This is a genomic window from Nonomuraea sp. NPDC049400 (assembly GCF_044466425.1).
Classification (GTDB): domain Bacteria; phylum Actinomycetota; class Actinomycetes; order Streptosporangiales; family Streptosporangiaceae; genus Nonomuraea.
Genome location: NZ_JBITMP010000021.1, coordinates 1 through 21,279, shown reverse-complemented (window position 1 = coordinate 21,279; position 21,279 = coordinate 1). Strand labels below are relative to the sequence as shown.

At 69.3% G+C, this 21,279-nt stretch carries 19 protein-coding genes and 1 pseudogene; 10 read left to right on the top strand and 10 right to left on the bottom strand.

The features are described from left to right. The first annotated feature begins 323 nt into the window (after positions 1-323). Positions 324-1,715: a peptide ligase PGM1-related protein gene (locus ACIBVN_RS30255; RefSeq protein ID WP_397142102.1), complete on the top strand. Its 1,392-nt coding sequence runs from the start codon at positions 324-326 to the stop codon at positions 1,713-1,715. On the opposite strand, the gene ACIBVN_RS30250 is transcribed toward ACIBVN_RS30255, so the two are convergent. Then, the gene (locus ACIBVN_RS30250; RefSeq protein ID WP_349446862.1) at positions 1,687-1,932 is read right to left on the bottom strand and encodes an SCO4848 family membrane protein; all 246 of its coding nucleotides are present in this window, start codon (positions 1,930-1,932) and stop codon (positions 1,687-1,689) included. The two genes, ACIBVN_RS30255 and ACIBVN_RS30250, sit on opposite strands and share 29 nt — an antisense overlap. 83 nt (positions 1,933-2,015) lie before the next feature. Here ACIBVN_RS30250 and ACIBVN_RS30245 point away from each other — a divergent pair, with 83 nt between their 5' ends. After that, positions 2,016-3,125: a D-alanyl-D-alanine carboxypeptidase family protein gene (locus ACIBVN_RS30245; protein ID WP_397142100.1), complete on the top strand. Its 1,110-nt coding sequence runs from the start codon at positions 2,016-2,018 to the stop codon at positions 3,123-3,125. Here ACIBVN_RS30245 and ACIBVN_RS30240 read toward each other — a convergent pair. Together ACIBVN_RS30240 and ACIBVN_RS30235 are read right to left on the bottom strand one after the other, a co-directional pair. After that, positions 3,114-4,064 (bottom strand): YihY/virulence factor BrkB family protein, encoded by a 951-nt coding sequence (locus tag ACIBVN_RS30240; RefSeq protein ID WP_397142098.1) that lies wholly within the window; start codon positions 4,062-4,064, stop codon positions 3,114-3,116. The two genes, ACIBVN_RS30245 and ACIBVN_RS30240, sit on opposite strands and share 12 nt — an antisense overlap. Positions 4,065-4,096: 32 nt before the next feature. Continuing rightward, a complete protein-coding gene (locus ACIBVN_RS30235) occupies positions 4,097-5,380 on the bottom strand; it encodes an amidohydrolase family protein (RefSeq protein WP_397142096.1) in 1,284 nt (427 codons plus the stop codon). Positions 5,381-5,441: 61 nt separating this feature from the next. On the opposite strand from ACIBVN_RS30235, the gene ACIBVN_RS30230 reads away from it, so the two are divergent. The 4 genes from ACIBVN_RS30230 (at position 5,442) to ACIBVN_RS30215 (ending at position 9,266) form a co-directional block, all read left to right on the top strand. After that, positions 5,442-5,948 carry a MarR family winged helix-turn-helix transcriptional regulator gene (locus tag ACIBVN_RS30230; RefSeq protein WP_397142094.1) on the top strand — a complete coding sequence of 169 codons (507 nt, stop codon included), beginning with the start codon at positions 5,442-5,444 and terminating at the stop codon, positions 5,946-5,948. A 200-nt stretch (positions 5,949-6,148) separates the two neighbouring features. Further along, positions 6,149-7,339, top strand: coding sequence for a helix-turn-helix domain-containing protein (locus tag ACIBVN_RS30225; RefSeq protein ID WP_397142092.1), 1,191 nt, complete (start codon positions 6,149-6,151; stop codon positions 7,337-7,339). Positions 7,340-7,446: 107 nt separating this feature from the next. Beyond that, entirely contained in the window at positions 7,447-7,632 is a 186-nt protein-coding gene (locus ACIBVN_RS30220; RefSeq protein ID WP_397142090.1) for a hypothetical protein, read from the top strand. Between the two features lie 95 nt (positions 7,633-7,727). Further along, entirely contained in the window at positions 7,728-9,266 is a 1,539-nt protein-coding gene (locus ACIBVN_RS30215; protein ID WP_397142088.1) for an alpha/beta hydrolase, read from the top strand. Positions 9,267-9,451: 185 nt separating this feature from the next. Here ACIBVN_RS30215 and ACIBVN_RS30210 read toward each other — a convergent pair. Further along, a pseudogene (locus ACIBVN_RS30210) lies at positions 9,452-9,652 on the bottom strand (MarR family transcriptional regulator); the annotation flags it as partial. 214 nt (positions 9,653-9,866) lie between these two features. On the opposite strand from ACIBVN_RS30210, the gene ACIBVN_RS30205 reads away from it, so the two are divergent. Together ACIBVN_RS30205 and ACIBVN_RS30200 are read left to right on the top strand one after the other, a co-directional pair. Then, entirely contained in the window at positions 9,867-10,214 is a 348-nt protein-coding gene (locus tag ACIBVN_RS30205) for a YciI family protein (protein ID WP_397142086.1), read from the top strand. After that, positions 10,208-11,395, top strand: a complete 1,188-nt coding sequence (locus tag ACIBVN_RS30200; RefSeq protein WP_397142084.1) for an RNA polymerase sigma factor — start codon at positions 10,208-10,210, stop codon at positions 11,393-11,395. Before ACIBVN_RS30205 ends, ACIBVN_RS30200 begins: the two co-directional genes overlap by 7 nt. Before the next feature lie 326 nt (positions 11,396-11,721). Here the strand turns inward: ACIBVN_RS30200 and trpS are convergent, their stop codons facing one another. Further along, positions 11,722-12,726: a tryptophan--tRNA ligase gene (gene trpS / locus ACIBVN_RS30195; protein WP_397142082.1), complete on the bottom strand. Its 1,005-nt coding sequence runs from the start codon at positions 12,724-12,726 to the stop codon at positions 11,722-11,724. A 14-nt stretch (positions 12,727-12,740) separates the two neighbouring features. Further along, complete coding sequence (locus tag ACIBVN_RS30190; protein WP_397142080.1) at positions 12,741-14,054, bottom strand: hemolysin family protein; 1,314 nt, start codon at positions 14,052-14,054, stop codon at positions 12,741-12,743. A gap of 86 nt (positions 14,055-14,140) precedes the next feature. Here ACIBVN_RS30190 and galE point away from each other — a divergent pair, with 86 nt between their 5' ends. Further along, positions 14,141-15,091, top strand: coding sequence for a UDP-glucose 4-epimerase GalE (galE, locus tag ACIBVN_RS30185; protein WP_397142078.1), 951 nt, complete (start codon positions 14,141-14,143; stop codon positions 15,089-15,091). A gap of 209 nt (positions 15,092-15,300) precedes the next feature. On the opposite strand, the gene ACIBVN_RS30180 is transcribed toward galE, so the two are convergent. Continuing rightward, on the bottom strand, positions 15,301-16,272 hold the full coding sequence (locus ACIBVN_RS30180; RefSeq protein ID WP_397142076.1) for a malate dehydrogenase: 972 nt from the start codon (positions 16,270-16,272) through the stop codon (positions 15,301-15,303). A 56-nt stretch (positions 16,273-16,328) separates the two neighbouring features. Continuing rightward, a complete protein-coding gene (locus ACIBVN_RS30175) occupies positions 16,329-18,380 on the bottom strand; it encodes a serine/threonine-protein kinase (RefSeq protein WP_397142074.1) in 2,052 nt (683 codons plus the stop codon). 157 nt (positions 18,381-18,537) lie between these two features. Between ACIBVN_RS30175 and ACIBVN_RS30170 the strand changes: the two genes are divergently transcribed. Then, complete coding sequence (locus tag ACIBVN_RS30170; protein WP_397142072.1) at positions 18,538-19,665, top strand: saccharopine dehydrogenase family protein; 1,128 nt, start codon at positions 18,538-18,540, stop codon at positions 19,663-19,665. 24 nt (positions 19,666-19,689) lie between these two features. Here ACIBVN_RS30170 and ACIBVN_RS30165 read toward each other — a convergent pair whose 3' ends face one another. Further along, positions 19,690-20,721: a polysaccharide deacetylase family protein gene (locus ACIBVN_RS30165; RefSeq protein WP_397142070.1), complete on the bottom strand. Its 1,032-nt coding sequence runs from the start codon at positions 20,719-20,721 to the stop codon at positions 19,690-19,692. A gap of 114 nt (positions 20,722-20,835) precedes the next feature. Then, a partial coding sequence (locus ACIBVN_RS30160; RefSeq protein WP_397142068.1) for a FadR/GntR family transcriptional regulator occupies positions 20,836-21,279 on the bottom strand: 444 nt, incomplete at its 5' end.

The following is a 21,279-nucleotide window of genomic DNA, read 5'->3' as shown; positions in this document are numbered from 1 at the left end:
AACTGCATGTGAGCTAAGCGTCGGGCACACGCCGAGGCCGGTAAGCCACCTGGCGCTCCGATAGTGCCTTGACTCTATCTCGCCGCCGACCCTGCAGGGAGTTTTCTACCCTAAAGATAGCCGACAGCATGACCGTAACCAGCGGTCGTCACGTTACGTGAACGTCAACGCGGCCCGGAAATAGTCACAACGGATCAGTAGATCATGACCCGATGCTGTCAGTTCAAACGTGGTCAGCGATTACGAATCCTGTCACCTTCTGTCATGGTCATGCCACTTCAGCGCTGGCTGCATTTGAGAAGAATGCGTGTTTCACTCGCAATATGATCACTAATATCCCGTTCGGGGAGAAGTGTGCTGGGTTGAGCATCTTCGAGCCGGGCGAGGGGACCATGGTGGTCGTACCCTCGCTCTCCCTTCCGCAGGATGAGCTTCGCCGGATCACGGCAGCCAGATCGTACGAGGAACGCCTGCTGTTCCTGCTGCTCACGCTCCGCGAACCCGGGGTCAAGGTGATCTACCTCTCCTCTGCCCCCATCGATCCCGACATCATCGACTACTACTTCGCGTTCCTGCCCGATCCGGATGACGCCGCCAAGCGGCTCACGCTCATCAGCCTCGACGACCCCTGGTCACAACCGCTGACCAAGTCCCTGCTCGCCCGTCCCGACGCGCTGGAGCAACTGCGCGCGGCCATCGAGGGCGACGCCTGGCTGGTGCCGTTCGTCCTCAGCGAGCTCGAGGAGGAGCTCGCCTCGTTACTCAATGTTCCGCTCTACGGCCCGGCCACCGCTCTGGCCTATTACGGCTCCAAGAGCGGGGCGCGCGAGGTCGGCCACGAGGCGGGTGTGCCCATGCCACGCGGCTTCGGCGACGTGCGGAACGTGCTCGAACTCGAGGAGGCGATGGAGGCGCTGCCGGGCGAGCGGGTGATCGTCAAGCTGAACGACGGCTACTCCGGGCTCGGCAACGTGATCGTCACCAAGGCCGACAGGTCGCAGACCAGCTTCTCGGCGGCCGGCGAGACCTGGGACAGCTTCACCGCGAAGGTCAGAGATCGCGGGGCGGTGGTCGAGGAGTTCATCGAGCACCGGCCGCTGTACTACCCGAGCGCGCTGGCCCACATCACGCCCAGCGGCGACGCCCGGGTGCTGGCCACGCACGACCAGGTGCTCGGCGGCCCGAACGGCCATGTCTACCAGGGCTGCACGTTCCCTGCCGCGCCCGAGTACCGCGCCGAGGTGGGCGCGTCGGCCGAGCGGATCGCGCGCGTCCTGGCGGAGCGGGGCGTGGTGGGGCTGTTCGGGATGGACTTCTTCGCGCTGAAGGCCGACGCCGGATACGCGGCGCTGCTGTGCGAGATCAACCTGCGGATCGGCGGCACCACGCATCCGCTCGGCGCGGCCGTGCTGACGACCGGGGCCTCGTACGACCCGGCCACCGGACTCCTCATGTCCGGAAATCAGCCGAAGTACTACACCGCGACCGACAACTGCTCCTCCTCCTGCCTACGCGAGCGCACCCCGGGCGAGGTCATGCGTACGGCCGAGCGGCTCGGGGTCGGCTTCGACGCCGAGCGGCGCACCGGAAACGTCTTCCACCTGCTCGGGGCCATCCCCGAGCACGGCAAGCTGGGCTTCACCTCGATAGGCGACTCACGCGAGGAGGCCGACGAACTGCACGCCCTCACCCGGCGTCTCCTGTGCGGCCCTTGACGGACCCGCCGGGTGCCTTCTTCGTGGCACCCTGGAGGCCGCGCCAGCCGATGATCCCCAACACGACGGCGAGCACGATGTTCACCGCGATCAAGATGCCGTGCACCACGTAAAAGCTGGTCGGATGCCCGTCGGCCAAGTTAAACCCGAGGTTCACCCATTCGAAAATCATGAATACGCCCAGGATGATGAGGAATCCGGCGATCTTTCGGGACATCAGCGCCTCTCTTGTATCAAAGGTGGATCTTCGGGGGATGTGTCGCCACATGGGCATTCACACGAAGCTACGCTGAGACCGCCATGTGGACGAAAATCGTGCCGGTCACGGCACTCCTCGCCTCAGTCTCGCTCATCGGCGGGACCGCGTATGCCGCGCCGACCACGCCGGTCGGCGGCGAGGCGCTGGGCAGCCGCGGTCTGGTGGCGCCCCAAGGCGTCAAGAAGCCGCCCAAGAGCGAGGCCACGTCGTACGTCATCGCCGACGTGGAGACGGGTGACGTGCTCGCGGCCAAGGACGCCCACGGGCGCTACCTGCCGGCCAGCACGCTCAAGACGCTGACCGCGCTCACCCTCATTCCCAAGCTGGACAAGAACCGCAGGATCCGTCCCAGCGACAACGCCTGCAACCAGGAGGGCTCGGCGGTCGGCCTGTCGCCCAAGGCGACGTACAAGGTCGACGACCTGTTCAGGGCGCTGATGATGTCGTCGGGCAACGACGCGGCCATGGCACTGGCGGAGACGAACGGCGGCCTGGCCAAGACCATGCGCGACATGAACGCCGAGGCCAAGCGGCTGCAGGCGTACGACACCGTGGCCAAGACACCCAGCGGGCTGGACAAGCCGGGACAGAGCAGCTCGGCGTACGACCTGGCGCTGATCGCCCGGGCGGGCCTCGCCAATCCCGCGTTCCGGGGATACATCGCCACCAAGACCGCCAACTTCCCCGCTCCAAGGGGCCATTACGAGATCAGCAACCACAACAAGCTGCTCGGGCGCTACAAGGGCATGATCGGCGTCAAGAACGGCTGGACCTCCAAGGCCCTGGGCAGCTTCGTCGGCGCGGCGACCCGCGACGGGCACACGATCGTGGTGACCGTCATGCGGCACGAGGGCTCCTTCTGGGACGAGGTGTCGCAACTGCTCGACTGGGGCTTCTCGGTCAGGGGCCAGGCCAGGCCGGTCGGGAAGCTCGTGGATCCGGTCCCGGACGCCCAGGCCGCCCCGCGGGCTTCGGCCCCGGCCGGGCAGGTCACGCCGGCCGCCCAGCCGCCGCTCCTGAACGACACCGCCAAAAAGAGCGATTCCAGCAATCTGATTGGTTTCGTGGTGATCGGTGGAGGGTTGCTGTTCGGGCTGATCTGGCTCGGATACGGCATCCGCCGCCGTCGCCGCGGCGGGTCACGCGCCTGAGGCCGCCGCCGGCCCCGCGCCCGAGGACGGGATCGGAGAGGGGGCCGGCGGGGGGCAGTAGCCGGCGGTGGCCGTCCAGGCGGCGACGTAGAGCACCAGCCTGGCCGAGAAGTTGATCCAGATGAGCAGCCCCACGATGACGGCGAACGTGCCGTAGACCGGGTTGCCCAGCGTCTGCCCCAGCAGTAACGTCGCCACCTGCTTGAGCAGCCCGAACCCGATCGCGCCCAGCAACGCCCCCTTGGCGATCACCCGGAACGGCTGGGTCGGCCTGGCCACCCACCCGAGCAGGATCACGAACAGCAGCCAGTCGGCCCCCACGCTCGCCGCCACGCCCGCGGCCCGCAGCCCCCAGGTGGCCACCGGCGACTCACTGCCGAAGACGAAGTGCATGACCTTGTCCGTGGCCGTGGTGGCGAACCCCGCGACCAGCACGGACGTGATCATCGTCAGCCCGAGCAGGAGGAGCGAGGCCAGATCGCGGAGCTTGCCCACGAAGAAGTTGAGCGGCGGCGTGGTGGTCATCGACACCTCGCGCAACGCCCCGCGCAGCGCGTCGAAGGCGCCGAGCCCGGCGTAGAGGAGGCCGAGCAGACCGATGATCCCGGCGGCCTCCTTGGCCTTGCCGATGGCCTCGAGGTTGAGCTGCGTGGCGATGCCCGGCAGCCGTTCCACGATCGCCTGCTCCAGCGCCTGCCTGGTGGTCTCGCTGGTCGCCACCACGAACCCGAGCACCGCGTACGACAGGGAGATCAACGGGAAGAACGACAGGAACGCGAAGTACGTGACCGCGCCCGCCAGCCGGTCGCCGTTCTGGAGCTGGTAGCGCTGGACCGCCCTGATCAGATGGTCGAGCCACAGGCCGCGGACCCGCCAGAAGTCCACCTTGCCGCGGCCCCAGGCCTTGGTCGCCTCGATCCGCTCCGTCCAGCTCGCCATCACGCGCCTCCCGGCGGCCTACTATCCGGCGATCACGCGCTCATGACCACACCTGCCGATTCGGCGAGGGTCGCAAGGACCGCCGTCAGGTCGTGGTGGAGCAACTGCCCACCACGCTTGACCACACGCCCCGCGACCAGAACCGTGTCCACCGAGCTGGTGTCGGCGTTCAGCACGACGGCGCCGATCGGGTCGTGGGCCACCGCCATGCCGAGCGTGTCCGTACGCAGGAGCATCAGGTCGGCCTGCTTGCCCGGCCGCAGCGAGCCGATGACGTCCGCCAGGCCGAGCACCTCGGCGCCCTCGATCGTGGCCATGCGCAGCGCGTCGCGGGTGGTGAAGCCCAGTCCCGCGCCGCCAGGGCGGCCGCGTTCGAGCAGGTGGACGGCCCTCATCAGGCTGAACATGTCTCCGGGCGCGCACACCACCGTGTCGGCGCCGAGGCCCGTCGGGATGCCCGCCGCCCTGAGTCGGCCCGTGGCCGGGTAGCCGAGCCCCAGGTTCATCTCGTCCACGGGGGCGAGCGAGGCGGCGCCGCCGGCGGCGGCGATGCGCTTGAGCTCCTCGTCGGTGTAGTGCAGCGCGTGCACGAAGGTCGTCGGGGTGGCGAGCAGCCCGTTCGACTCCAGGAACGCGAGCCCCTGAGCGGCGCTCTCGGGGCCGTGGCCGCCCAGGTGTGCGGTGACCGGCAGGCCGAGCTCGGCGGCCACGCGCCACTCCTCCAGCGCCCGCTCCTCCCCCACGATCTCCGGACCGAGCGCGGCGACCGCCATCGTGACCAGTCCCGGCGTGCCGGAGAGCAGGTCGTGCACCCGCACGGTCTCCTTGGTCAGGCCGTCGGGCTCGCCCCCGTAGCAGTAGCCGAACACGGCCCTGACGCCGGACTCGCGCAGCGCCCGCACGGCGGCGTCGGTGTGGCCGGGGCTGAACTGGATGTGCGACCAGTCGAGCAGCGTGGTGATGCCCGCGTCCAGGCACTCCAGCGCGCCCGCCAGGTTGCCCGCGTAGACGTCCTGGGGGCGGTGGCGCGGGGCGAGCTCGGTGAGGATCCGGCGCAGGTAGCCGTCGAACGCGATGTCGGGCGCGACGGCCCTGATGCCGGCCTGCCAGGTGTGGCGGTGGGTGTCCACGAACCCTGGGAGCACGATCCGCCCGGTCGCGTCGATCACCTCGGCCCCCGGCTCTTCGGGCAGGCCGGGGCCCACTTCGGCGATGACGCCGTGCTCGACCCGGACGTCCACCCGGCCCAGCACGACGGGCTCGGGCTCGGTGTCGACGACGACGCCGTTCTTAATCAGGATTGAAGATGATGTCATGACCGAAAGCTTAGAGAGAAGCTTTTTAGAAAGCAATATGCGGCTCGGTATGCTCGATGGCGTGAAACCCGATGAGATCGACGCGATGGTCCCCCGGTGGGCGGAAGCAGGGCTGTCGCCGTCGCTCATCGCCACCCTGGAGCTGGGCAAGCGGATGTCGCGGCTCCATCTGCTCTTCGACCAGGCGGTCAAGGCCGAGCTGGCCGAGCTGGGGTTGACGTACGCCGAGTTCGACGTGCTGGCCGCGCTGAGCCGGGCGGCGCCGCCGCACCGGATGAAGCCGAGTGAGCTGTCCAAGGCGCTGTTCCTCACCTCCGGGGGCATCAGCAACGTGCTGCAGCGCCTGGCGGCGGCGGGATACGTCGAGCGCGAGGCCAACCCGGGTGACGCGCGCAGCCGCTGGGTCCAGCTCACGGACGAGGGACGGCGCGTGACGGACGCCGCGCTGGAGGCCTCCGGGCGCGCCTACGGCGACATGGCGGCCGGGATCCCGGACGAGGTCGTGCGCGAGGCGGCCGACGCGCTGCGCAAGGTCCTCTCCCACGTCGGTCGCCGCCGCTACCGCTAGTACGGAGCGACCGCACGCCCTCCTTCAGGACGACGTTCCGGCCCCTTTGAGCCAACCGGAACGCGAGCAGTTGTCGGGTTTGCCGCCCCACCTCCTGGAGCGCCGGCAGCTCCTCTGAGCAGGGCTGAATCCATGGCAGGCGATCTTCTGGAGCCCTAGCCTGATGTGACGTCGGGACCGACCCAGGAGGCGCCACGCCCATGGCCGAAATCAGCACCGGGCAGATGATCAGGCTCCAGCGCGAGCGGCGGGGAATGAGCACCACCGCGCTGGCGACCCAGTCCGGCTGCACCCCCAGGCACATCGAGCTGATCGAGCACGGCAAGCGAACACCCTCGCTCCCCCTCCTCCGGGAGATCGCCAAAGTGCTGGGCGTGCGGACCGCCGTGCTCCTGGGTGAGGCCCCGCGCGACTCGCACGAGCCCAGCAGGCCGCAGATCAGCGACATCGAGCGCGCCCTGTTCACGTGCCGGTCGCTGGCGCCCGACATCGAGCCGCCCGACGCCGACCAGCTCGCCGAGCGGGTGGCGTCGGCGCGCAACGCCTGGTTCACCTCGACGCGCCGCTATTCGATCCTGATGTCGGCCCTGCCGTCCCTGATCTCCGACGCCGAGAACCTCGCGCTCGAGGGCACGCCGCGGGCGCACAGCGTGGCGTCGGACGCGTACATGCTGGCCAGGGGTGTGCTCAAGCACCTGCGGCGGGTGGACCTGGCGCATCTCGCGGCGGACCGGGCCATGCGCTTCGCGGAGGAGACGGCGGATCCGCTGATCCGCGCGTGGGCGTACTGGAATCTGGGACAGTCGATGTTGTCGGACGACATGCACCAGATCGCGTACGACGTCGCCCGGCGTGGTCTCGAGGTCCTGGAGCCGCACGTCGCCGACGGCGACGACCGCCACATCAAGGCGCTCGGGGCGCTGCACCTGCTCGCCGCGGTCAGCGCGGCCCGCGGGGGCAACGACGACGAGGCCAGGGAGCGGGTACGCGGGCCCGCCACGCAGCTCGCGCAGCGCGTGGAGGACGGGTCCGGCGTCTACGACCTGGCCTTCTTCGGGCCCACCAACGTCGCCATCCACATGGCCAGCATCGAGAGCGACACCGGCCGCCCGGAGGCGGTGCTGCAGATCGCCGACGACATCGACCTGCGGCGTACGCCGTCCATCGAGCGGCGCACCGCCCATCTGAGCCAGGTCGCCCGCGCCTGCGAGGACGTGGGCGACGACGCCGCCAGCCTGCTCCACCTGCTGCGGATCGAGCGGGAGAGCCCGGAGGAGCTGGACCACAAGCTCCTGCTGAGGGAGATGGTGCGCTCGCTGGCCCGGCGGGCGCGGCCGTCGTGGGCGCCGGAGGTCCGCTATCTCGCCGAACGGCACGACATCCCGAACTAGGAGTTCGGTCGCGGCGAACGGGGAGTTCTCTTGCTCCAGTTCGTCACGGAACGGGGCTGGGGTGACACGCTGCGCTCATGACCAGTGCGCCGAGTGCCGATTTTGTCATGGAACGACTGCTTCAGGAGGCTACGCGGGAGTTCCCCGGGTGGTCGTTCCGGCGGGACCTTCGGGGCTGGACCGCCACTCACGGCGACATCCGGCTCACCCGGCCGACCCTGGCCGCCCTGCGTGCCCTGCTGCGGGTGCACCGGGCGGCGCCGAGCCAGCCCGGGCAGGCCCTGCGCGGCTAAGACCACGGTCCCGCTGCCGCCATCCTCGCGAAGGATCCGGCAATTCATACTTCCGCCCGATTTTCAGCCGCCCAGAGCCGGTTGAAGATCAGTTCATGCGTAGATTCGCAGCATTGTTGTTCGGGCTCTTAGCCCCCGTCTCCCTTCTCACGCCGGTGGCCGCGGCCACGACGCAGGCCGCCTCGGACACGATCTCCTGGGCGCCCTGCCAGGAAGATCCGGCCGTGGAATGCGGGACGCTCGCCGTACCGATCGACTGGAGCCGACCCGCGAGCGGCACGTTCAACGTGGGCGTCGCCCGCAGAAAGGCCGCCGATCCGGCCGCCAGGATCGGCGCGCTCGTCCTGGGGGCGGGCGGTCCTGGCGGTTCGGGGGTGAATCTGGTCATCCAGAGCACGCGGATGCTCAGCCCCGAGGTCCTGCGCCGCTTCGACATCGTCAGCCTCGACCCGCGCGGCACGAACCGCAGCCACCCCGTGGTCTGCTCCACCGACCTGCTCATGCAGGCACCGGATCCGATCTTCAAGAACCAGGCCGACTTCGACCGGGCGCTGGACTACAACGCGCGCCTGCGTGCCGACTGCAGGGCCCGCACCGGCCCGCTGTTCGACCACGTCGACTCCCTCAGCACCGCGGCCGACCTCGACGCCTTCCGCGCCGCGCTCGGCGAGCAGAAGCTGACCTTCTGGGGCGGCTCCTACGGCACCCTCCTCGGCCAGCTGTACGCCGAGCGCTACCCGGAGCGGGTCCGCGCCTTCGTCCTCGACAGCACGATGGACCACAGTCTGGGCACGCAGGGCTTCATGGACACCGAGGCCTGGGGCGTGCAGGACGCCTTCAACGAGTTCGTGACCTGGTGCGACCGGGACAGCCGCTGCCTGCAGCACGGGAAGGACGTCCGCGCGTTCTGGCGAGGTCTGCTGGCCCGCGCCGACCGCGGCGAGCTGCACGTGCCGGAGGAGCCCGGCACTCAGGTGACCGCGTTCATGCTCATCAGCGCCGCCGTGGGCCACTTCTACGATCCGGCCAACTGGCAGCCGTTCTCCCAGCTGCTCGCCGATCTCGACAGCGGCCGGGCGCCGAGCCCGGGTGCTCTGCCCATGTCGGCCGACACCACGCAGGAGGTCAGCCCCAACCCGTTCCAGATCTTCTGCCTGGACTTCCGGCTGCCCATCCGGGACTACAAGGAGTACGCCAAGCACCTGCGCCGCCTGGCGAAGATCGCGCCCGACATGCGGTACAGCTCCCTGTCGCTCGGCCCGGTCGTCTCATGCCTCGGACAGCCTGACCCGATCCCCAACCCGCAACATCGACTGAAGGTCCGCACGGGCACGCCGGTGCTGGTCGCCAACTCCCTGCACGACCCGGCCACCGTCTACCCGTGGGCCCTGAGCACCGCCCACCAGCTGGGCCGTTCTGGCCGGCTGCTCACGTACGAGGGCTGGGGCCACATCGTCTACCGCCGCGGTGCGTGCGCCACAGAGGCCATCGACGCCTACCTGATCTCGCAGACCATGCCGGCGCCCGGGACCCGTTGCCCGGCCGTCCCGCCCGCCGAGGTCCAGACGTTCCATGAGCCCGTCAGACCGCTTCCCGGCACGCCGGGGTGGATGTCTTCCAGGCTCTTCGGCTGATCTCCGGATGAGGTTCGGCTTGTGCGCGTCATGTGCGCGCACGAGCCCGCCTGTTCGGGAACCTCAGGAGTCCAGATGAGCCAGGCGGCCGGGCAAGGCCAGCGTGCCACGGGCTGGAAGAAGGACGCGTCGACGCTCTCGACGGCGGCGATGGCACGCGGGGCCAGCTCGGCGCCGGCATCGGTGACACGCAGCCGTTTGGCGCGGGTGTCGGCGGGGTCGATCTCGCGCTCGACCAGACCTTCGGCTTCCAGGGCACGCAGCACTTGGGAGGTCATCTTGACGTCGGTCCCGGCCTGAGGGGCCAGGTCCAGTTGGTTGGGCCGCTCGCCGCGGGTGTTGAGGCACCGCTCGCAGGCGAGCAGGACGAACTGGACATGGGTCAGGCCAAGAGGGCTGAGGGCCGCGGTGATGTCGCGCTGCCAGCGCAGTGTGGCATGCCAGAGCAGGAATCCGGGGCTGTCGCCGGGGTTGAGGGCGGACGTCGGCCATGGCAGGAAATCGGGGGCCAGACAGACAAGATTTCGGTGTGGAGTTGTCGATTTCTTGGCTCGCGGTTCGTCTTACTGCGACCAGCCTGGTCATGAAGAGGAGGCAGCGATGAAGTACGTCATGCTGATCTATCAGGGCGCCGCGCTTGAAGGGCAGGCCGCGCTGTCCGAGGAGGAGCAGAAGCAGGTCCAGGCCGAGTACCAAGGGATCAATCAGACGCCGGGCGTCACCCCCGGGGTGCCGATGGGTCTTCCCGAGAACGCGACCACCGTGCGGGTCGAAGGCGGCAAGACCCTGACAACCGACGGCCCGTTCGTCGGGATGAAGGAGGCCGTCGGCGGCTGGTTCATCCTCGAGGCCGATGACCTCGACGCGGCCATCGAGATGGCCGCCCGCCACCCTGCAGCACGCTATGGTGGCGCCATCGAGATCCGCCCCTCGGAGGTGTATTGGTAGCGACGCTCGAACAGGTCTTCCGCGAGGAGTGGGGCCGCGTTCTTGCTACCTTGATCGGCTTCCTCGGCGACTTCGACCTCGCCGAGGAAGCCGCGCAGGAGGCGTTCGCCATCGCCGCCGATCACTGGCCACGCGACGGCGTGCCGACCAACCCGCGCGCCTGGCTGATGAGGACGGCTCGCAACCGCGCCACGGACCGCATCCGCCGCGACCGGACCCTCGCCACCAAGTTCGGCCTGCTCGTCGCAGACGATCGTGTTGAGGTGCCGATGAACGTCACCGCGTTTCCCGACGAGCGCCTGGAACTCATCTTCACCTGCTGTCACCCGGCGCTCGCAATCGAGGCGCAGGTAGCGCTCACCCTGCGCGCCCTGGGCGGGCTCAGCACCGAGGAGATCGCCCGCGCCTTCCTGGTGCCGGAGCGCACGATGGCGCAGCGGCTGGTGCGGGCCAAGCGCAAGATCAAAGCAGCGGGGATCCCGTTTCGCGTGCCACCGGTTCACCTGCTCCGCGAGCGGCTCGACGCCGTTCTCGCCGTCGTCTACCTGATCTTCAACGAGGGGTACGGCGGCCGCGACGAGCTCGCGGCTGAGGCGATCTGGTTGGGACGCGCGCTGACCGAACTGCTCCCCGACGACCCCGAGATTCGCGGGCTGCTGGCGATGATGCTCCTGCACGACTCCCGCCGCGAGGCGCGGTTCAGCGGCGGCGAGCTCGTGTTGCTGGGCGATCAGGACCGGTCACGTTGGAACGCCGTGCAGATCGCCGCTGGACGCGCCGAGCTCGACCGCGCGCTCGCCCTGGGCGGCCGCGGGCCCTACGTCCTGCAGGCCGCGATCGCCTCGTTGCACGCCGAGATGCCGTGCGACTGGGCGCAGATCGCCGCTCTGTATGGGGAGCTCACCCGCCTGACCGGCTCGCCAGTCGTGGAGCTGAACCGCGCCATCGCCATCGCCGAGACTGAAGGCGCCGAGGCCGGGCTGCGTATTGTCGACGGACTCGGTCTCGACGACTTCCGCTACCTGCACTCGACCAGGGCCGAACTGCTGCGACGGCTCGGGCGGACCGATGAGGCGCGGGAGGCTTATCGACGTGCGAGGGAGCTCACCGACGACGGTGCCGAACGGCGCTTCCTCGAACGCCGGCTTACGGAACTGGCGGGCAGGACCGGCTCGGGTTAGTCGTGTTGGAACTTCGGACCGTACTCGATCTGCCTCAACCCCGGATGCAGCCGCACGACCCGATGGCGCGGCCGGAGGCCGCCTGAGGGAGAGCAGCCCGAGCGCCAGCGAGGACCGCTCGGGGTGGGCTCCAGCAGGCCCACCCGGTAACAGGGCAAGGGGTGGGCGATGGCGCCGCAAGGCGCGGGGGTTGCGCCGCCAGGCGCCCAAATGAGAGCGCCTGAGCCCCGAGCGCGAAGCGCTCCCCGGCGAAGACCTTTGGCCCGGGGCGGGGTCCAGCAGGCCCACTCGGTGATCGGGCAACGGGTGGGGGGAAGGTGGGTGACCTACAACGTGGGGAGGAGGCCGACCTTGTCGCGGACCTCGGCCATGGTCTGCCTGGCCACCGCCGACGCGCGTTCGGCGCCGATGGCCAGCAGCCGGTCGAGCTCCGCCTCGTCCGACAGCAGCTTCTCCGAACGCTCCCTGATGGGCGTGAACGTGTCGACCACCGCCTCCGCCACGTCCTTCTTGAACGTGCCGTACCCCTGCCCCTCATACCGGGTCACCAGCTCGGGGATGGGCGTCCCGGTCAGCGCGGACTGGATGCGGAGCAGGTTGGAGATGCCGGGCTTGTTCTCCTCGTCGAACAGCACCTCGGTGCCGGTGTCCGTGACCGCCCGCATGACCTTCTTGCGCAGCGGACCCGGCTGCTCCAGGACGTCGAGGATGCCGGCGGGGCTCGAGGAGCTCTTCGACATCTTCGCCGTCGGGTCCTGGAGGTCGGTGATCTTCTCGACCTCCTTGAGGATGTACGGCTCCGGCAGCGTGAACGTGTCGCCGAAGCGGTGGTTGAAGCGCTGGCCCAGATCGCGGGTGAGCTCCAGGTGCTGCTTCTGGTCGGCCCCCACGGGGACGCGGTCGGCCTGGTAGAGCAGGATGTCGGCGGCCTGCAGGATCGGGTACGTGAAGAGGCCGACGCTGGCCGCGCTCTCGCCGAACTTGGCCGACTTGTCCTTGAACTGGGTCATCCGGCCCGCCTCGCCCATGCCGGTGAGGCAGATCAGGATCCACGCGAGCTCGGTGTGCTCGCGTACGTGCGACTGCACGAAGACGGTGGACCGCTCCGGGTCGAGGCCGGCGGCGAAGAGCTGGGCGGCGGCCACACGGGAGCGGCGGCGCAGCGCGTCGGGCTCGGTCGGCACCGTGATCGCGTGGAGATCGACCACACAGTAGAAGGCGTCGTGGGTCTCCTGCAGCGTGACCCACTGGCGGACGGCACCCAGGTAATTGCCCAGGTGGAAGGAGTCCGCAGTGGGCTGGATGCCGGAGAGAACACGAGGTCTGGCCATAGCAGGCAATTGTGTCAGGAATCCCGCTCGAGCGGCGACTCGGCCGCTGGACGGCGTTTCACTCTAACCCTGGAGATACGGCGCCCGTCCAGCTCGGTTACTGTCATCTCAAATCCCGTTATTTCCACCTTTTCCCCTACAGCTGGCACATGCCCCAGCATCGCCATGACAAATCCGGCCAGCGTCTCGTACGGGCCGTCGGGCAGCCGGATGCCGGTCTCGGTGGCGACGTCGTTGAGGTTCGTGAGGCCGTCGATCTCGATCTCACCGGCGGGCAGGACCACGACGTCCTCCTCGACGTCGTACTCGTCCCTGATGTCCCCGATCAACTCCTCGACCAGGTCCTCCATGGTCACGATGCCCGCCGTGCCGCCGTACTCGTCCACCACGATCACCAGGTGCTGCCCCTCGTCGCGCATCTCGTTCAGGGTGCTGAGCAGCCGCTTCGACGCGGGCACGAACTTCGCCGCGCGGATCGGCACCACCGCGCTGATCGGCTCGGTCCGCCCAGTGAGCTCGGGGTCCAGCAGGTCACGTACGTGCACGAATCCGATGATCTCGTCGTAGGTGTCCCGGTAGACGGGGAAACGCGAGTGCGGCAGCGCGGCGGCGAGGCGGGCCGCCTCGTCCAGCGGGGTGTCGGCGTCCATGAACTCCACCTCGGTACGCGGCAACATCACCTCCCTGAGCTGCCGCTTCCCCGCCGCGAACACCTCGGCGATCAGCTTGCGCTCGTCGGCGGTGAGATCGGTGTGCCCGACCACCATGTCGCGCAGCTCCTCGGTGGTGACCTCCTCCCGACCGGCCTCCGGGTTGCCGCCGAGCAGCCGGACCACGAGGTCGGTGGACTTCGACAACATCCAGATGATCGGCCGCGACAGGGCCGCGATCCGGTCGAGGAACGGCGCGACGTACAGTGAAAGCCCCTCGGCCCGCTGCAGCGCCAGCCGCTTGGGCGCCAGCTCGCCCAGCACCAGCGAGAGGTACGAGATCGCCAGCGTCACCAGCACGAGTGCGAGCACGGGTGCGACGGCACCGGGCACCCGCCACCGCTCGAGCACGGGCACCAGCTGCCCGGCGAGCCGGTCGGCGCCGAACGCGGCCGACAACATGGTGGCCACGGTCACGCCGATCTGGACGGCGGACAGGAAGCGGTTGGGGTCGCGGGCGAGCTTGGCCACCCGCTCGCCCCGGCGACCCCGTTGGGAGAGCTTGCGGACCTGGCTGTCCCGCAGGGAGACCATCGCGATTTCGGCGGCGGCGAAGAACCCCCCGATCAGGATGAACAGCAGAACCAGGGCGATGTTGGCCGCGACGGTGTCAAACATGGTGGTTGGCAGCGTACTCGGCGGCTTTCCCGCGTATGCTGAACGGCAAGCCGTACAAAATCAAACATATTTGAACAGGAGCGCACATGAGGCTACTGGTCACCGGGGGTGCCGGATACGTCGGCAGTGTGGTCGCGGCGCAGCTCATCGAGGCAGGACACGACGTGACCGTACTCGACGATCTGTCAACGGGGCATCAGGACGCGGTGCCAGAAGGTGCCAGGTTTGTCCAAAAAAGCATCACGGAGGCACATGACGCGCTGGACGGCATGGACGCGGTGCTGCACTTCGCGGCCAAGTCGCTGGTGGGCGAGTCGGTGCAGAAGCCGGGCCTCTACTGGTCCAACAACCTCGGTGGCACGCTGGCCCTGCTCGACGCCATGCGGGACAAGGGCGTGGGCAGGATCGTGTTCTCCTCGACGGCGGCCACGTACGGCGAGCCCGAGCGCTCCCCGATCGAGGAGGACGACCCGACGCGCCCGACCAATCCCTACGGCGCCTCCAAGCTGGCCGTCGACACCGCGCTGAGCGCGTTCGCGCAGGTCCGCGGTCTCGGCGCGGTGAGCCTGCGGTACTTCAACGTGGCCGGCGCCTACGGCCGCTACCGTGAGCGGCACACGATCGAGACCCACCTCATCCCGAACGTCCTGAAGGTCGCGACCGGCGAGCGGGAGTCCGTGAGCGTCTTCGGCACCGACTATCCGACGCCCGACGGCACCTGCGTGCGCGACTACATCCACGTGGCCGACCTCGCGCGGGCGCACCTGCTGGCGCTGGAGGCGATCGTGCCGGGCGAGCACCAGATCTACAACCTGGGCAGCGGCAGCGGCTTCAGCGTGCAGGAGGTGATCTCGGTCTGCCGCGAGGTCACGGGGCACGAGATCCCGGCTGTCATCGCGGAGCGCCGCCCCGGCGACCCCGCCGTACTGGTCGCGTCGTCCGCCAGGATCCAGCGCGAGCTGGGCTGGAAGGCCGAACGGCCCTCGCTGCGCGACATCGTTTCCGACGCGTGGGACGCGCTTTCCGCAAACGCGTGATACGGCACCCGGAAATGTGCTGTGATACCCAAATGTGAGGAACTTTTCACCAAGGGTCACGAAGCTGCTCTTCGGTGTCCTCATCATGGCGGGTTGCCTCCTGGCCGCCGCAGGCGTGGTCTTCGCCACGCCGCAGCCCGCTCCCGCCGAGCAGCCGGTGTCCTGTCCGCCCTGAAGCCCCCCGCGCGCAAGCGGGGGGCCGGGAGGCGTCAGATGAGGCCGAGCTCCTTCACCGCGTCGCGCTCCTCCGCCAGCTCGCGCACGCTGGCGTCGATCCTGTCACGGGAGAACGCGTCGATCTCGAGCCCCTGGATGATCTCGAACTTGCCGTTCGCCGCACGCACGGGGAACGACGAGATGAGCCCCTCGGGCACGCCGTAGGAGCCGTCGGAGACGATGGCCGCGGAGGTCCAGTCGGTGCCGTTGACCCAGTCGTAGACGTGGTCGATCGCCGCGTTGGCGGCCGAGGCGGCCGAGGAGGCGCCGCGGGCCTCGATGATGGCGGCGCCGCGCTTGGCCACCGTCGGGATGAACGTCTCGCGCAGCCACTCGGGGTCGACCTGCTCGGCCGCGACCTTGCCGCCGACCTCGGCGTGGAACAGGTCGGGGTACTGCGTCGCGGAGTGGTTGCCCCAGATCGTCATGTTCTTGATCTCGGTGACCGGGACCTGCAGCTTGGCGGCCAGCTGGGACAGCGCACGGTTGTGGTCGAGCCTGGTCATCGCGGTGAAGCGGTCGGCGGGCACATCGGGCGCGTTCTGCTGGGCGATGAGCGCGTTGGTGTTGGCCGGGTTGCCCACGACCAGGACCTTGATGTCGTCGGCGGCGTGGTCGTTGATCGCCTTGCCCTGCGGGCCGAAGATGCCGCCGTTGGCGCCGAGCAGGTCGCCGCGCTCCATGCCGGCCTTGCGCGGCATGGCGCCGACCAGCAGGGCGACGTTGGCGCCGGCGAAGGCGACGTTGGGGTCGTCGGTGATCTCGATGCCGGACAGCAGCGGGAACGCGCAGTCGTCGAGCTCCATGGCGGTGCCCTCAGCGGCCTTCACCGCCGCCGGGATCTCCAGCAGGCTGAGCTTGACCGGGACGTCGGCGCCGAGCAGCTGCCCCGACGCGATGCGGAAGAGCAGTGCGTAGCCGATCTGACCGGCTGCTCCGGTGACGGTCACCTTGACGGGCCCCATGGCCTTCCCCTCACTCGCGGGATATTCGCTGACTTTGGGATGTTACCCGCTTGTCATCAGCAGCTTTCCATCGCGGGCACCTTCAGCTCCGGCTGGAAGTCAACCTTGGCGAAGTGCCTGGTCAAGAGCTGCTTCATGAAGCCCGTGCGGTAGACGTCGGCGATCACGGCCTTGACCGCCTTGCAGGTCTTCACGTCGCCGTTCCTGATGCCGACGGCGTAGCGCTCGTTGTTGAGCTTGGCGCCGAGCACCTTGAAGCGCATGTTCTCGCGGGCGGCGAACCCGGCCAGGATCAGGTCGTCGCCGGGCACCGCGTCCACTTTGCCGGTCTTGAGCATCGCCATGCAGACGGCGTAGTCGGTGGCGCCGACCGGCTCGACCGCCACCTTGTCCTGCACGTCGCCGACGGACGGGCTGTCGGGGGCGCAGAGCTTCTTGCCCTTCAGGTCGTCGATGGAGTCGATGCCGCTGCCCGCGCGCACGAGGACGTCGCGGTGTGCCAGGTAGTAGGGCCCCGCGAACTGGGTCTCGGACTTGTCGACCGAGTATGTGGCCACGACGAGGTCGACGCTCCCGTCGGCGAGCGCGCTCGCCCGGTCGTCCCTGCTGACCCTGACGAACTCGGTCTCCTTCGCCCCTAACTCCGCGGCGATGCGCTTGGCCACGTCGATGTCGAAGCCCTGGAACTCGTCGCCGGGTGTGCCGTTCTCCAGGCCCACGCCGGGCAGGTCGCCCTTGACGCCGATCACGATCTTCCCGGTCTGCGCCACCTTGTCCACCACAGTGGCGAACGCGCCGGGATCCTGCGCGTCGAACGTCTCGCTGGGATCGGGCTCCTCACCGAACGCCAGTGGCCAGCCGACTTTCAGCACCAGCGCGATGGCCGCGGCGGCGAGCAGGATGATCGCGGTGCCCAGCGCGAGCCACACCTTCGCGCGGCGCGACCGCGCGGGCACAGCGGGCTCGGTCACCGGGAACGGCCTCTCGCGCGGCGGCGTCGTCAGGGCCGCCTCGTTCCGGGAGGGCGACACCGTCGCCGCCGTCCCCTTAGGAGAGGGCGGCGGTCCCGTCGGGGTGCTTTTCGGGGAGGGCGGCGGTCCCGTCGGGGTGCTTTTCGGGGAGGGCGGCGGTCCCGTCGGGGTGCTCCCCTTCGGAGAGGGCGGCGGTCCCGTCTGGGCGGCCTCCTTCCGGGCGGGCAGGTCCGTGATCGACCCGGCCGACACCCTGCTGAACGGCGTGGTGTCGTCGCTGGCCACCTGCACGCCCCGGGTGAGCACCGCCGTGGACGCCCCCACGGTGGACGGCTGACCGAGCAGCCGCAGCAGGATCTGGTCGGCGGACGGCCGGTCGGCGGACGACTTGGCCAGCGCGGAGCGCACCACGCTGCGCAGCGGCTCCGGCATCATGCCGACGTCGACCTCGTGGTTGAGAATGCGGTTGAGCACCACCGCGATGGACTTGCCCTCGAACGCCGGTTTCCCGGTGGCCGCGAACGCGATGGTGGCGCCCCACGAGAACACGTCCGTATAGGGCCCCACCTCGTCGCCCGCGATCTGCTCGGGCGCCATGTAGGCGGGCGTGCCGATGGCCCGGCTGGTGATCGTGCCGGTGGAGTCAATGATCCGGGCGATGCCGAAGTCCACCACGCGCGGCCCGTCGGCGGCGATCAGCACGTTGTCGGGTTTGAAGTCCCTGTGGACGATCGCGGCGTGGTGGATCGCGGTGAGCGCGGTCGCGGTGCCGATGGCCAGCCGGTCGAGCACGGTGCCGGTGAGCGGCCCGTCGGCCTCGACGATCTCCCTGAGCGGCCGCCCGTCGATGTACTCGCTCGCGATGTAGGGCGTGTTGCCGTCGAGATCGGCCTCTATCACCCGGGCCGTGCAGAACGACGCCACCCGCTGCGCCGCCTTGAGCTCCCTCGCGAAACGCGACCTGGCGATCGTGTCACCGCTGAACTTCACATGCAGCAGCTTGATCGCGGCGCGCTCCCCCTTGTCGTTGACGCCCAGGTAAACGATGCCCTGACCGCCTTCTCCGACCCGTCCGGACAGCCGGAAGGACCCCAGATGGGCGGGATCGCCGGCGACCAGCGGCGAGATCTGCGGCATTCGTCATCCCCACGTGTGCTGAACCCCAACCACGCAAACTTTACGACGGTCAGCAACCTCTCAGGGATCCGTTAACCGTTCGTGACGTCACGGTTTTACTCGCCGCCCGCGCGGGAGGGGTTGCGTACGCTGCTCTTCTGCCTGGAGGCTCAGGATCATGGACCGCCCCTACGACATCGTGCTCTTCGGAGCGAGCGGCTTCACCGGCGCGCTCACGGCCGCCTACCTGGCCGATGCCGCGGCCCCCGGCACGCGCTGGGCGCTGGCGGGGCGCGACCGCGCCAAGCTGGAGCGGCTCGGGCTCGACGTGCCGATCCTGCTCGCCGACGCCACGGATCCGGCCTCGGTGGCCGGGCTCGCCCGTCAGACGCGTGTCCTGGCCACCACGGTCGGCCCCTACGTCACGTACGGCGAGCCGCTGGTGGCTGCCTGCGCCGAGGCCGGCACTCATTACCTGGACCTGACGGGCGAGCTCGAGTTCGTGGACCGGGTCTACGTCCGCTACCACGACAGGGCGGCCAGGAGCGGCGCCAAGCTCGTGCACGCCTGCGGCTTCGACTCCATCCCGTACGACCTGGGCGTGCTCCACACCGTCGGCCAGCTCCCCGAAGGCGTGCCGCTCAAGGTGAGCGGCTTCCTGCGGGCGAACATGAGCCCGTCGGGCGGCACCCTGGCCACCATGATGTCCATCCTCGGCCGCGCCCGGCAGATGGTGGAGCAGGGCACGCAGCGCCGCTCCGCCGAGCCCGGGCCCGCCGGACGCAAGGTGAGCTCCCTGCCCGGCGGCGTCCGGTACGTGGGCGGCTGGGCGCTCCCCATGCCGACCGTCGACCCGTTCATCGTCGGCTACTCGGCCCGCCTCCTCGACCGCTACGGCCCGGACTTCACCTATCGCCAGCACTACGCCGTCAGGACTCTCCCCGCCGCCCTGGCCACGGCGGCGGGCGCGGGCGCCTTCGCCGTGCTCGCCCAGATCCCGCCCGTACGCGACCGGATCCAGAGCCGCGTGCGGCCCGGCGAAGGCCCTTCGGCCGAGCGGCGCGCGCGGAACTGGTTCAAGGTCACGTTCCTGGGCGAGGGCGGGGGCGAGCGCGTGGTGACGGAGGTCGCGGGCGGCGACCCCGGCTACGGCGAGACCGCGAAGATGTTCGCGGAATCGGCCCTCTGCCTCGCCTTCGACGACCTGCCGGATCGTGCGGGCCAGCTGACGACGGCCTCGGCCATGGGACAGCCGCTCATCGACCGGCTGCGCGCGGCGGGCATCATGTTCGCCAGGAAGCCGTGATCCGGCGGTCGCCTGGAACGTTCCTCAGTAGGGCAGGCTCCACTGCGTGAACGTCTTACGCAGGTACGGGGTCTTGAACTTCGGATACGCCACCGTGCTTCCGTCCCCGTCGGAGGTGTAGCGCATGTCCGGGTTGCTCTTGAGCCAGTCCAGCCAGGCCTCCGAGCAGAACTGCTTGCAGTCGCCCTTCTTCTCCATGACCTTGATCCGCGGGATCCCCACCGGGTCGAACGCCTTGCTGAAGGGCGACGCCGCGGGGGTGTACCCCGCCAGGAACGCGCCCTGGTGGTTGTAGGCCTTGCCGCCGCGCAGGGCCCACTCCCTCTTGGACGGCTGGTTGCCGTAGGGCAGGGCGATCGTGGTCGGGTTGATGTTGGACAGGGAGTGGATCTCCTTGGCGATCGAGCCGATCTGCTCCTCGACCTCCTTGTGCGAGCGTCCGCGCAGGTTGAGGTGGTCGCGGGTGTGGTTGCCGATGTCGAAGCCGTTGTCCTTGAGCCAGAGCAGCACCTGGGCCTGCTCCTCGCGCGCACTCTTGCCGAACATGTCGCGGGTCACGTAGAACGTCGCCTTCGGGCGGAATCCCGGGTTCTTGGCGGCCACGTCCTTCAGGATCGCGACGGCCGTGTTGGGTGCGGGGACGCCCGCCTCGTTGAGGGTGAGCTGCGAGGGGGACGAATCATCAAATGTCAGGACTACGGGGTGCTTGCCGGCCGGGATGTCGATCTTGCCGGTCACCATCTCGGTGGCCGTGATCGGCACGTACCCCTCCTTGACCAGCCGCTCCAGGTCCGCGCGGAACTGCTGCGGCGTCCTGTCGTCCGTCGTGCCCGGCTTGTCGATGACCCGGTGGAACATGAGCACCGGGATCTGCCCCAGCTCGTTCGCCTTGACCTTGGCGGCGAACTGGGCCTTGGCGACCTTGGCCGCCTTGAGCTTGGCCGCGGCGTCGACCTTGGTGTCGGCCATCTTGACGGTGCTGGGCTGCGAGTCGCACCCGGTCAGGCTCGCCGCGGCGGCCAGCAGGCCCAGTCCACTGAGAATACGCAGTCGCATCCGAACCCCCCGAGACACGTACGACTGTTGCTGTGGGGGCTCTTACCCAGCTGATCAACTACGGCACGCCGCCGCACCGTCAAGAGATGGTCTGGGAGCAACGAACGGACCGCATCAGGGGGAACTTTCTGAGCTTTGGGCGGAAGAGTCCGGTTCGGCGTGGTGCTTGCGCAGGCGCCAGGCGGCTTGGGCGCCGAGGCTGGTGTCGATGTGCTCGCGCATGACGGCGGCGGCCGATTCGGCGTCGCCCGCGACCACGTACTCCAGCAGGGCCTCGTGCTCGGCGGCCTTGCGGTCGCGCGCCGCCTGACCGCGCTCGACCTCCAGGGCGAGGCGGCGGTAGCGGTCGGCCTTGTCCCACAGGCCGTCGAGGGTCTGGACGAGCAGATCGTTGTGCGAGGCGCAGTAGAGGGCGGCGTGGAACTTGCGGTGGGCGACGAGCTGCTCGTAGGCGGGGTTGCCCGGCAGCGACTCGAGGCCCTCGTGGGCGGCGCGCATGGCGGCGATGTCTGCCTTGGTGCGGCGTTCGGCGGCCAGCGCGACCGCCAGCGGGTCGAG